Source organism: Kribbella monticola (assembly GCF_003261635.1).
Taxonomy (GTDB): Bacteria; Actinomycetota; Actinomycetes; order Propionibacteriales; family Kribbellaceae; genus Kribbella; species Kribbella monticola.
The window spans coordinates 43,866-56,115 of record NZ_QFXK01000092.1 but is presented as its reverse complement, the minus strand read 5'-3'; the positions used below and the strand labels follow the sequence as shown (position 1 = coordinate 56,115).

Annotated in this window: 9 protein-coding genes; 5 read left to right on the top strand and 4 right to left on the bottom strand. The window is 67.6% G+C overall.

Going from position 1 to position 12,250, the window contains the following annotated elements:
* Positions 1 to 94 precede the first annotated feature (94 nt).
* Both tyrS and DIZ26_RS36545 read left to right on the top strand, forming a co-directional pair.
* Entirely contained in the window at positions 95 to 1,300 is a 1,206-nt protein-coding gene (gene tyrS / locus DIZ26_RS36550; protein WP_112249155.1) for a tyrosine--tRNA ligase, read from the top strand.
* A 64-nt stretch (positions 1,301 to 1,364) separates the two neighbouring features.
* Positions 1,365 to 2,267 carry an NAD(P)H-binding protein gene (locus tag DIZ26_RS36545; protein WP_112249154.1) on the top strand — a complete coding sequence of 301 codons (903 nt, stop codon included), beginning with the start codon at positions 1,365 to 1,367 and terminating at the stop codon, positions 2,265 to 2,267.
* On the opposite strand, the gene DIZ26_RS36540 is transcribed toward DIZ26_RS36545, so the two are convergent.
* Positions 2,198 to 2,731 carry an isochorismatase family protein gene (locus DIZ26_RS36540; protein ID WP_232828939.1) on the bottom strand — a complete coding sequence of 178 codons (534 nt, stop codon included), beginning with the start codon at positions 2,729 to 2,731 and terminating at the stop codon, positions 2,198 to 2,200. The genes DIZ26_RS36545 and DIZ26_RS36540 overlap by 70 nt on opposite strands.
* 10 nt (positions 2,732 to 2,741) lie before the next feature.
* Positions 2,742 to 7,514 carry a DUF2961 domain-containing protein gene (locus DIZ26_RS36535; protein WP_157979939.1) on the bottom strand — a complete coding sequence of 1,591 codons (4,773 nt, stop codon included), beginning with the start codon at positions 7,512 to 7,514 and terminating at the stop codon, positions 2,742 to 2,744.
* A gap of 190 nt (positions 7,515 to 7,704) precedes the next feature.
* On the opposite strand from DIZ26_RS36535, the gene gndA reads away from it, so the two are divergent.
* The 3 genes from gndA (at position 7,705) to DIZ26_RS36520 (ending at position 10,865) form a co-directional block, all read left to right on the top strand.
* Positions 7,705 to 9,147: an NADP-dependent phosphogluconate dehydrogenase gene (gene gndA, locus DIZ26_RS36530; RefSeq protein ID WP_112249152.1), complete on the top strand. Its 1,443-nt coding sequence runs from the start codon at positions 7,705 to 7,707 to the stop codon at positions 9,145 to 9,147.
* 114 nt (positions 9,148 to 9,261) lie between these two features.
* Positions 9,262 to 9,774, top strand: coding sequence for a DUF6319 family protein (locus DIZ26_RS36525; RefSeq protein ID WP_112249151.1), 513 nt, complete (start codon positions 9,262 to 9,264; stop codon positions 9,772 to 9,774).
* A 554-nt stretch (positions 9,775 to 10,328) separates the two neighbouring features.
* Positions 10,329 to 10,865: a DUF6817 domain-containing protein gene (locus DIZ26_RS36520; protein WP_112249150.1), complete on the top strand. Its 537-nt coding sequence runs from the start codon at positions 10,329 to 10,331 to the stop codon at positions 10,863 to 10,865.
* A gap of 10 nt (positions 10,866 to 10,875) precedes the next feature.
* Here the strand turns inward: DIZ26_RS36520 and DIZ26_RS36515 are convergent, their stop codons facing one another.
* Both DIZ26_RS36515 and DIZ26_RS36510 read right to left on the bottom strand, forming a co-directional pair.
* Entirely contained in the window at positions 10,876 to 11,352 is a 477-nt protein-coding gene (locus DIZ26_RS36515; protein ID WP_157979938.1) for a hypothetical protein, read from the bottom strand.
* A gap of 42 nt (positions 11,353 to 11,394) precedes the next feature.
* Positions 11,395 to 12,195 carry a PIG-L deacetylase family protein gene (locus DIZ26_RS36510; RefSeq protein ID WP_232828937.1) on the bottom strand — a complete coding sequence of 267 codons (801 nt, stop codon included), beginning with the start codon at positions 12,193 to 12,195 and terminating at the stop codon, positions 11,395 to 11,397.
* Positions 12,196 to 12,250 lie beyond the last annotated feature (55 nt).

Below are 12,250 nucleotides of genomic sequence, written 5' to 3'. Positions count from 1 at the left end.
GAGCCTCCGAGGCAGGAACCAGTCCGGTTCCTGCCTCTTTCCGTTGCCGGAGGCACCTACTGGGTTGCCTCCTTCGAGCGAGGAGATCCCTGCCATGCCCGACGTTTCCGCCGTGATCGAGCGGTTGCGGCGTACCACCGACAGCATCGTCGGCGAGGCCGACCTGCGCGAGCGACTCGCCTCCGGGCGGCCGTTGCGGATCAAGTACGGCGTCGACTGCACCGCGCCGTTCCTGCATCTCGGCCACGCCGTGAACCTGTGGATGATGCGCCAACTCCAGGATCTCGGACATCAGGTCGTCTTCCTGCTCGGGGACCTGACCACCCGGATCGGCGATCCCACCGGCCGTTCCGAGACCCGGCCGGTGCTCACGCCCAGCGAGATCGAGGCGAATGCGACCGCCTTCACCGAGCAGGTCGGGCTCGTCCTGCGAACCACCCCGGATGTATTCGAGGTCCGCCGCAACTCCGAGTGGTTCGGCTCGATGAACACCGCGGAGCTCCTCCAACTGTTCAGCCAGGTGACGCACGCGCAGCTGATGGCGCGGGACATGTTCCGAACCCGCGTCGCCGAAGGACGCGAGATCGCGCTGCACGAGCTGATCTACCCGGTACTGCAGGGCTACGACAGTTTCGCCATCGGCAGCGATCTCACCATCGTGGGGACCGATCAGCTGTTCAACGAGCAGATGGGCCGGCATTTCCAGCAACGGCTGGGCGCGCCGCCACAGGTGGTCATCACGAGCACGATCACGCCGGGCCTCGACGGCGGCCCCAAACAGTCGAAGTCGCTGAACAACTTCATCGCGCTGACCGACACCCCCCGGGACAAGTTCGGCAAGGTGATGAGTCTGCCCGATGCGCTGGTCGAGACCTACGCCCGCGTCTACACCGAGCTCCCGCTGGACACGGTCGCTGCCCTGGGCGATGCCGCGGAACTCGGCGGTCCACCGGCCCGGGACGCCAAACTCCGGCTCGCTTCGGCGATCGTCACGCGGTACCACGGTGCCGGCGCGGCCCGGACCGAACAGGACGCCTTCACCAGCGTCTTCAGCCAGCGCGAAGAGCCGGCCGACATCCCCGCGGTCCCGATCGACGCGATCCCGGCGACCCTGCTCCACCTCCTGAAGGCGGCCCGGCCAACGGCGAGCAACTCCGAACTCCGCCGCCTGATCCATCAGGGCGCCGTCTGGCTCGACGGCACGAAGCTGACCGACCCCGACGAGCTGGTCACCTTGACCGATCCCACCACCCTTCGCACCGGCCCCCGCAGCTGGCATCGCCTGACGCCACCGACGTGATGCGCCGCCCGCGTCCGGACCTTTCGTCTGACAGTGTTTGCTGGACTCCGGAAAGGGGAACGAGATGACAGTTCTGGTGACGGGCGCGAGCGGAAACGCAGGGAGCGCGGTGGTCGCTTCGCTGGCCGCGGCGGGGCTTCCGGGGCGTGCGCTGGTGCGTAAGGCGGTGCAGCTGCCGGACGGTATCGAGCCGGTGTACGGCGATCTGAATCAGCCCGACAGCTTCGCCGATTCGCTGTCCGGCGTCTCGGGGATCTTCCTGCTGAGTGGCTACGACCGGGTGGAAGAGCTTCTGGCCAAGGCGGTCGAGGCCGGCGTACGGCGGGTCGCTCTGCTGTCGAGCAGCTCGGTGGTCGGCAAGTCGACGGACAACGCCGTCGCGGCCTACCACCTCGCTGCCGAGCAGGCCGTCAGGGCGTCCGGGCTCGAGTGGACGTTCCTGCGGCCCAACAGTTTCATGTCGAACACCCTGCGCTGGCTGGACCAATTGCGCGCCGGCGACGAGGTCCGGGTTCAGTTCCCCGACGTGCCGATCTCGACGATCCACCCGCGCGACATCGGTGACGTCGCCGTCCGGGCCCTGACCGACGACGGGCACGCGAGTACGGCGTACCGGCTGACGGGGCCTGTCGCGTTGCGGCCCGCCGAGCAGGTGGAGATCCTCGGCCGGGCGCTCGGCCGCAATCTGACCGCCCGGGAGCTGAGCCGGGAGGAGTCCCACGCGGAGTTGTTCGCCTCGATGCCGGAACAGTACGCGAGTGCGATCGAGGGATTCTTTGCCGACGGCAACGTCGACGAGACCACGGTGACCGACACGGTCGAAACGGTCACCGGGCATGCCCCGCGGACCTTGGAGGAGTGGACGCAGGAGAACGCCGCGCTCTTCCGCTGTGCTGATCAGCGCCGGCCGAGTGCGGCCACGTACTCCGTGCCGGTGCAGGTCTCGCCGAAGCGCGGGAAGATGTAGGAGACCGCGAAGTCGTGCGCGTGCGCGTCGAGCCCGGTCATCGCATCCGTGACGTAGATCGTGCGGTACCCGTGCTCGTCGGCCGCCCGGCCGGTCGACTCGACCCCGAAGTTGGTCGCGATGCCGCCGAGGACGACGGTCTCGATGTCGTGCGTGCGCAGCGCGTCGTCCAGGCCGGTCCGGTGGAACGCGCCGACCGTCTGCTTGACGATCTCGATGTCGCCCGGCTGCGGGTCCAGTTCGGGTGCGAGCTCGCTCCCGGCGGGCTGGACGGTCACGTTCGGGCGTTCGACCCGCACGTGCACGACCAGCCCACCGACGGCCCGGGTCGCCTCGGCCAGCGCGACGCAGCGCTTGAGCACGGCCGGCCCGGACAGCGGAGCCGTGTCCAGCGCGACGATGCGCGGCATCAGATCGATCAGGATCAAGGCGGTACGACGAGGATCCAAGGTCGGGATGGTCACGTCGACGAGCCTAGTTGAGACCTCCCGACAGCTGGGTGGCGAGGGTTGTGTCCTTCTCGGTGGCGGAGAAGCCGACGCGCCAGGTGCCACCGGCGTACGAGCCGGGTGGGAGGGCGCGACCGCCCGGTTGCCACAGAGGTTGCCAAGCGACGGTGCCGGTGGGTGCGTCGTACCAGTGGTTGTCCTCTGCCCAGGCCGAGCCGTGCTTGTAGGCGGTCACGACGCTGAGCCCCGGGCCGGTTGCCATCGACCAGTCGGGGAAGCCGGGAATGTCACCGTTGCGTTCGAAGCCGCCGGTATCGCCCTGGTCGGCCAGCGCCGAGTCGACGTTGAAGGCGACTTCCCAGACCGGAGCATTGGTCGGACCGGTGACGTTCCAGCTCAGACTGGTATCGAACGTCTTCGCGCCGAAGTCGAACGTCCAGTCCGCAGTCACCGGCTCGTCTCCGAACGGGATGCCTTCCAGCTTCAGCCGGCCGTCGCTGCTTTCGACCCGGGCCGCTGCTCCTGCGACATCCGTGTTGCCGAAAGTTCCTACGCCCAGATACGGGGTGGTTCCACGTGAGGAGTGGTCGAGTGCCGGGCGATAGTTGCCTTGGCCGCTGGGATCCACGTCCAGCGCAGTGAGCACGGTCTTCGGAGCCGTCTGCACAGTGGCCCGGTAGTACTTGTTGCTGATCACGTGGCCCTTCGTCACCTGCCAGGCATCGAAGTCGAGCGGCGCGATGAACAGACCACCCTTCCCCCAGCCCGCGCCGGTGACGAACCACTGATCGCCGTCCTGTACCACTTCCGCCGCGTGCGCCTGGATCGTCCCGACCAGCTGGTCGAGGCTGAAGTGCAGCGGATCCTTGCTCTTGTAGACCTTTGTCGACTCGTAGCCGCCGTCACAGCAGACGAACAAGTACCAGTCCTTGCCGCGCTGCACCACGAACGGCGACTCGGTAGGCCCACCGAACGTGCCAGTCTCCGGATGCTGGAACGCCGTACGGCGCTCGCTCCAGTGCAGCAGGTCGTTGCTGGTCCGGTAGGCGACGATGTGGTTGCCGCCACTCGGGGTGGAGTTGGCGGTGTAGTACATCACCCACTGCTTGCCGACCTTGTGCACCATCGGGTCGCGCCCGTCGAATCCGTCCGTGAACAAAGGATTCGCCGTACTGCGCGTCCAGTGCACCAGGTCGGTCGACGTGGCCAACTGCATCCGGTACGCCGTGTGGTCGGGCGTCCCGCCGGCGTAGAACATGTAGTAGGTGCCCGCGTCGTACAGCACGTACGGCGCCCAGATGTGGCTCTCCCCCGCGGTCGGATCGGCAACCAGCGCGGGGGGCTGCTTGGTCCACGGGCCGTTCGGTGTAGGCGCGGTGGCGTGGCCGAAGCTCTTCTCGTCGAGCGGGTTGGCCGGTTCGGCGTGAGTGATCGCGAAGACGTGCCAGGTACCGGTCTTGCGATCCTGGACCATCGTGTGGTCGTTGTAGTACCACGGGCCGGACTCGCCGACACTCGGGTCGTAGACCTTCGTGAACTTGCCAGCGGCAACCACTTTGTCGACCTTCTGGAAGGGGACATCGTGGATCATGGTCAGCTCCAGCTGGAGGAGATCGACACCGACCAGGTAGCCGGTGGCGGCTGGGTTCTTGCCGGTCAGGGTGATGCTCAGCTGGTGCTTTCCGGCCGTCAGCACCTGGCTGCCGAGGTCTACGTTTTGTGTGGTCACACCGGACGCGACGTAGCCGTCGAACGACACCGGCGCCTTGCCATCGACGGCCAGCTCCGCGATGCCGTAGTCAGCTGCCTTGGTGAGTACGGTCGACAACTGGTAGGTCCCGGTGGTCGGCACTGCGAACTCCAGCACGACCTTGTCGCCGGCCTTGGTCCCGTGGATCCACAGCTGGCTACCACCGGACCAACTGACCCCACAGCAGTTCCCTTGCGGATCAGCCGGCACAGTCGCGGACACGGCCGGCAGGAGCGACTCCGCCTCTACCCGCAGCGTGCTGCCCGAAGTGCCTTCTGCTATTGACGATTTGCTGCTCTCATGCCCGGCAAGGTCTACTGCCGAAACCCTGTACTGCCAGGTCTCCTCCAAGCCGAGGCCCTGGTGAAGGAAGCCGGGGACTGTGCTGGTGTCGATCAGCTTCTCGACCGTCCCCGCCTTGGCTCCATAGACGTTGTACCGGGCGATACCGGTGTCGTCGGCAGAGTCGGACCAAGACAACGCGATCGCATTGTCGGTGCGGCCCTTCGCAGTGAGGTCTGTCGGTCGCGTCGGCGCCTGCCGGTCGGCGTACGGGGTGACGAGGGACTGTACGGCGTACGCGGAGGCGGTCCAGGCAGGTCCGGTCGGTTGCAGCTCGATGGTGAGCTTGGTCCGGCCGGAGGTGAGTGATGCGGGGAGTTGGTAGTTGTCGTCGAGCCAGCGTTGTCTCGCGTTGCCCAGTGGCTGCAACCAGGTCCCCGCATCCTTGCCGTCGACAACGACCTTTGCCGACTGTCCGGCCACGTTCTGGTCGCTCGTACGTCGGAGCGTCACCCCACTGTTGCTCGGATCAACCTTCGCTTCGAACCGGATGGGCGTCGTGGTGGACCGGACCTGGTCGGTGACCGCCGTGTCGTCGTGGTCGCCTTCGTAGACGCTGGTCAGCTCCGTTTGAGTCGCCGCCGACCCGTCGGCGTACGCGTGCTGCTGACGGTTCGCGGCCGAGCCGGTGTCGATCCGATCGGTCTCGCGCGCTCCGAACCGCCCAGCGGAGTACAGGAAGGCGGTGGTGCCGTAGACGGCCGGGTGATCGTTCTGCTGACCGTGCTCGATTCCGAACGTGAGCTGGTTCTGGAAGTCCACCGCGTCGGTGATGTGCAAGCGGTACGCGCTATCGCACTCGTTCTTGCAGTTGCCCGCAGCAACCTCGTGGCCCGAGTTGCCGTGGAAGGGTGAGGAGTAGGTGCCCTGGTTGAAGTACCAGCCGGACTCGAAGTAGTCCTCGGTCCCGGTGCCGTGGATCGCTGGGGTGCGCTCGCCATCGACGTACACACGCTCGTCGCCCTCGAGGTAGCCACGGGTGTTCCCGTCCGGCTGCAGGCCTTCCATCGTCTGCGAGACACCGACGAACTTGCCACGCCCTGTGGTCTCCGCGATCTTCCAGTCGCTGCCGAACGTCGCTTGCCCGCGGTTGGAGATCGCACTGAAGTAGCCGGACTTGCCAGTGACCAGATCCACTCCGGCCTGCGTACTACGGGCCGTGGTGACCTCTGACTCCCCGGACAGCTTGTACTGCGTGGTGTTGACCAGGGTGACTGTCGCTCTCGCCAAGTAGGGCATCGGCCACCAAGCGGAGTACCAGCCGTTCGGATCCATCGCGAAGAACAGCGAGCGCACCTCGTTCTCACCGAGCCCCGAGCCGAAGAACTCACCCAGCGGCGCGTCCACTCGCTTCTTGCCGTCGACGGTGACCTGCACCCGTACTCCGCCCAGGAGTGCATCGGACGACTTCACCCGCGCCGCGTCGTCGGCAGTCGCCGCGTACGGCATCGAGTGCGAGCCGCTCCAGTTCTGCTGAGTGATGGAGTAGGCGTGAGCCTGCTCATCGGCGACGTGATCGGGTCCGACGTCGAGCGTGTCGGTGCGCTTGACCGCCCCTCCGACGATCGAGTCGGCCCAGTAGGTGAACTCGTTGAAGTCCAGATCCGAGGAGACGAACTCGTTGCGGATCACCAGCTGCGACTTGCCGGCGGTCACCGAGGCCGGCAGCTCGACCACCTGGTCGGCCCATTGGGCGCCCTTCGCCGGGAGCGGCGCCCACTCACCGGCCGGGACACCGTCGACGAAGATCTTCGCGCGCTGGTTGCCGATCCGCAGGTCCATCCGGCGGATCAGCTTCACGCCGGTGTTGGCCGGATCGACCTTGACCGTGAACTGGCTGCCGCCGAGGAAGGCCCGGCCGTCGTCGGTGAAGCTCTTCAGGTCGAGGCCGACGATCTGCGGCAGCTTCAGGCGCAGCGCGCTCAGCTCACCGGGACCGAAGCTGTCGGCCAGGGTGACTTGCTTGCCTGGGGCAAGGTTGATCGGCGTCGCGGTGGTCCGCGCACCAGGCACGGCCGGCTTCGGGTCCTTCGTGCCGAAGCCCTTCAGCAAGGCGACGACATCCTCAGCCTTGTCGGTCGGGTCGAAGGTGCTCACCCCGGTCGCATGCGGGAACTCGCGGTAGTCGACGTGGTAGAAGAGCGGGTTGTTCTGCACGGTGACCCGCATCGACTTCCGATAGGGCATCGGGACGCGGAGGTAGACACCACCGGAGGTCTGCAGCGCGTTGGCTACCAAGGGATAGACGAACGGCGCACCGAGTTTGCCGTCCACGACGTCCTGTAGTTGCGCGTCGAGGACGGTCCGGCCGTCGACCTCGACGGTGATCTTCCCGGTCTTGCGGACGTCCCCCTCGTCGCGGGTGAACCAGATCGAGGCGATCTCGCCCGCGCCTCGAGCTTCGGCGATGACACAGCCGGCGGCCGTAGTACGCAGGCAGGAGTAGGTGCCGTCGAAACCGTCGTTGTTGGTGCCGTCGCGACCGAAGCTGGAGAACTGCTTGGTCCGTACGCCGCTCTGCAACTCCGGCAGGCGGTCGAGGTGGCGGTAGACGTCCCAGCCGACCGGCCCGTTGCCGGCACCTCGGGCGACCGCGGTCGCCGCCGCGTACGGCGTACCGGTGGCTGGGGCGGGCGCTGTGGACACGGGAAAGGCCAGGAATGCTCCTAGCAGCAGGGCGGTGGCGCGACGCAGAGATGCGGTCATGGGCGGGACCTCACGTTGCCGGGAAATCGATTTCTCAGATGTCTACCACCGTTGCCGGACGCTGGCAATCCCTCGGCGCCGGAAGGGCAAACGTGTTCCAGCAGGTGGTCACCCGCTGGAGGGCGGGGTTGCCCGAGGCGACAGACTGGTTCCGCACGCAGCTTCCAGCACTCACTCCGCAGGAGATTTCATGAGTTCAGCTCCAGCCCAGATCGCTGTCACCGGTCTCGCGGTGATGGGCCGCAACCTGGCCCGGAACCTGGCCCGCAACGGCTTCCGCGTCGCCGTCCACAACCGGTCCAAGGCCCGCACGGACGCGCTGATCGAGCAGTTCGGGCACGAAGGCGAGTTCACCGCGGCGGACGACCTGCCCGCGCTGGTCGCCGCGCTGGAGCAGCCGCGCAAGATCATCATCATGGTCAAGGCCGGCGAGCCGACCGACGCGGTGATCGAGGAACTGGTACCGCTGCTGGACGAGGGCGACATCGTCGTCGACGCCGGCAACGCGCACTTCGCCGACACCCGGCGGCGCGAGGACGCCCTGAAGGCCAAGGGTCTGCACTTCGTCGGCGCGGGCGTCTCCGGTGGCGAGGAAGGCGCGCTGAACGGACCGAGCATCATGCCGGGCGGATCGACCTTCGCGTACTCCGCCCTGGAGCCGATGCTGACCAAGATCGCCGCGCAGGTGGGCGATCAGCCCTGCTGCGTGCACGTCGGTCCCGACGGCGCCGGCCACTTCGTGAAGATGCTGCACAACGGCATCGAGTACGCCGACATGCAGCTGATCGCCGAGGCGTACGACCTACTTCGGCACGTGCTCGGCCTGAGCGCGACCGAGATCGCCGACGTGTTCCGCGAGTGGAATTCCGGCGACCTCGAGTCATTCCTGATCGAGATCACCGCCGAGGTGCTCAGCCAGGTCGACGAGTCCACCGGGCAGCCGTTCGTCGACGTCGTACTGGACCAGGCGGAGCAGAAGGGCACCGGTCGCTGGACTGTCCAGGTCGCGCTCGACCTGGGCATTCCCGTCAGCGGCATGGCCGAGGCCGTGTTCGCCCGCTCCCTGTCAGGCGACGTCGTACGGCGGCAGGCTGCTGCCGGCGTACTGGCCGGGCCGTCGTCGGACGCCAAGCTGGACGTCGATCGGGACGCGTTCATCGAGGATGTGCGGCACGCGCTGTATTCGTCCAAGCTGGTCGCCTACGCGCAGGGCTTCGACGCGATCCGGGCCGCTTCGGACCAGTACGGCTGGGACATCGACCTGGGTGCGATGGCGACGATCTGGCGCGGCGGCTGCATCATCCGGGCCCGCTTCCTGGACCGGATCAAGGAGGCGTACGACCGCGACGCCAACCTGCCGTCGCTGCTGGTGGACGACTACTTCAAGGACGCCGTCGTGAGCGGACAGGACGCCTGGCGTCGCGTGGTCGCGGCCGCCGCGACGGCCGGCGTACCGGCTCCGGGCTTCTCCGCGGCGCTTTCGTACTACGACGGGCTGCGCGCCGAGCGACTGCCCGCCGCGCTGATCCAGGGTCTGCGCGATCTCTTCGGGGCGCACACGTACCACCGGATCGACCGTGAGGGTGCGTTCCACCTGGACTGGTCGGGCGATCGCAAGGAGCAGCCGGCCTGACCTTCGCGTTGCGGCGAGGCGATTGGCGCTGGGGGTCGAACGTGTGTTCTAATACACTCTCAGCGCCAGCCCGCTCCGGCGGGGACATTGTTACTCAGGGAGATCGCCGCAACGATGACTGTAGACACCTTTGCAGTAGAAGCTCAGACCGACGTCGTCGACACTCCCGACGCGGTGATCGACAGTCCTGCCGACACAGCGGAAGCTGTCACGTCAGCTGCTGACACGGCAACGGAAGCCGTCTCCGCGCCGGTCGCCGACGATGCCGACGCCGCCGCTGAGGCCGACGTCGAGCCGGCGGCTCCGGTGGCCGAGAAGCCGAAGCGGGCGCCGGCCAAGAAGGCCGCCCCGAAGAAGACCAAGACCCTCGAGCTCACCCTGACCGTCACCGGCACCGCCGACGGCGAGTGGAAGGCCGAGCTCAAGCAGGGCAACAGCTACATCGCGAAGAACCTGCTGGTCGCCGCCGCGGCCGTCTCCCGCGCGGCCAAGGAGCTGCACGAGGACCTGTCCGGCCCGATCGACGAGGTCATCGACGCCGCCCGCGAGCAGCAGGCCGCCAAGGTCGCCGCCCTCGAAGCCGAACTGGAAGCAGCCCGCAAAGCCCTCGCCGAACTCGACGACTGACTCCAACCAACCGCACGCTCGCGAGGTGCGACTGGTGGTCACCACAACAGCCGCCACGCCTGTCGCGGTGCGGCTTGGTCGATGCAAGCGCCGCACGCCTGTCGCGGTGCGGCTTGGTCGATGCAAGCGCCGCGCGCCTGTCGCGGTGCGGCTTGGTCGATACAACCGGCCGCACGCCTTGCGGGGTGCGACTGGTTGGGGCAAACCGCCGCACTCTTTCGGGTTGCGGCTTATAGACCCTCACCTGCGGTGTGCCTTCTGGTGTGGCGTGGTGGACGAGTGCTTCCCTCACTCGTCCGCGGACGCGCTGGATCGGGTAGGCGTGTGCTCGTGGGTTTCCCGAGGCCGGTGTCAGAGGCGTCCGGCACCGATGGCTTCGGGAGAGGTGAATGAGGAGGTGCCGGATCGGTGGCTTGTGGGTGCCCGTCGGGTGACCGCAGTGTGACCGATCCGGCACGCCGCATCGCTGGGCGGCGGTGCACGGCAGGCCGTACCTTGGGTGCCTGGGCCGGTCCAGTCAGGGCCCTGACCACTCCGAAGCCAGAAGGGGTCAGATGAGCACCTTCCAAGACCTTGGATCGATGTTGCTGGTCCGCGGTGCGGACGAGCTGGACCACGCAGGCGGCACGCTGTACGTGCATCTGCACCGGGTCGCGAAGCGGCTCACCTCACTCGGTGCCTCCGACACGCTGGCGCTCGCGGGGCTCGCGCACGCGGCGTACGGGACGGACGGGTTCCCGACGCATCTGTTCGACTGGCAGACCGAGCGCTCGGTGCTGGAGGCCGTGATCGGCCCCGAAGCGGAGCTGCTCGTCTATCGGTACGGTTCCTGCGACCGGGAGTCGAGCTGGCGCGATCTCGCCGAGCACCGCACGGTCACGGACCGCTTCACCGGTACGTCGGAGGAGCTGACCGACGACGAACTGCGGGACTTCGTCGACCTGACCATCGTCAACGAACTCGACGTCCTGGACCATGCTCCGGACCTCGACGCCAAACTCCGCCCGCACCTGCAGGAACTGGTTCCCCGCTGGCAGTCATTGGCCTCGCAAGCGGTCCTCGCCGACGCCAAGCGGGTCCTCGAGCTCTGACCGAACCGCGTCAGTGGTGGGCGAAGCCGCGCATTGCGCCCAGCATCAGGCCGAGGAACGCGGCACCGAGACCGGCGGCGCCGCAGACCCACAAGGGGACATCGGTGAGGACGGCCATGCCCGCGAAAACCAACGGGCCGAGGTAGGCCCCGTCGAGACGGCGATGCTTGCGAACCCACCGCAGTACGGCGGGAATCGGCATCCCGACCGGCGCGAGCAGAACGAAGGCGACGACCGCGACCAGCCGGCCGCGCTCCTCCAGCACCAGCGCCGAGAGCAACAGCCAACACATGGGGCCGAAGACGAGCAGCCACCAAGGTGGCTGCCAGGTCTCAGCAGGCTCGACGTCCATCACAGCCGGCTTCCCGGCTTCCCGGTGCGCCCTCCAATGGGCCGTCCGCGACCCGTCGGTTCGGTCGACGCCGCCCGTCCACTCGGGCAGCGGTCGGAGCACTCGCAGCGCCGTAACGGCGTCGTCTGATCTCATCGCCCGTCCGATCCTCGAAAGTCCTGGAAGCTGCGCTGTCGCCTACCCCCGAGTCTGCCAGGTTCGCAGCTCGCTCCCGGAGAACACCAGGTGGACAACACATGATCGGTCGGTGCGGATCAGACGGTGAACACCTCGAACGGCGCCGCGTAGGTGGTGCCGAGGCGTGTGCCGGTCGTGCGGGAGATGCCTTCGAGGAACTCCGCCGGGTCGAAATGCGGCCAGTTGAGGCCCTCGATGTACGCCTTGTGCGCCCTTCAGCGACTCGACCCCGAGGTCGAAGGTCTCGGTCGTGTCGACCGCGTGCTTACTGCTCGGTGAGCCGCTCGCCCAGACCTGACGGACGCTGTTCCAGCGCTGGCCGTCGTCGGGGAAGATCCACCGGTTGGCCGCATCGCGGACCGCGTCGAGGGTGGCGCGGCCGGTGTTGATGTGGTCCGCCTGGTTCAGCAGGGCGTCGCCGTCCCAGGTGTCGCGGAAGTTGTTGGTGATGACGATCTCCGGCTGGTGCCGCCGGATCGCCTGGGTGATCAGCCGGCGCAGCGGTACGCCGTACTCGATCGTGCCGTCGGGCTGGCCGAGGAACTCGACCGTGTCGACGCCGACGACCCGGGCGGACTCGATCTGCTCGGCTTCGCGCAGCGGGCCGGATTCGGCCGGCGCGATGCCGTCGATGCCGGCCTCCCCGGAGGTGAGCAGGCAGTAGACGATCTCCTTGCCCTGGGCGGTCCAGCGCGCGATCGCGGCGGCGGCGCCGAATTCCAGGTCGTCGGGATGCGCGACAACGGCGAGGGCCTTGGTCCAGTCCTCGGTCAACGGCTCGAGCGGCTCAGGTGCGGTCATGACACGAATCTATGCCCGGCACCGGGCGACCGAAACTCCAATTGCTCCGCGGAGG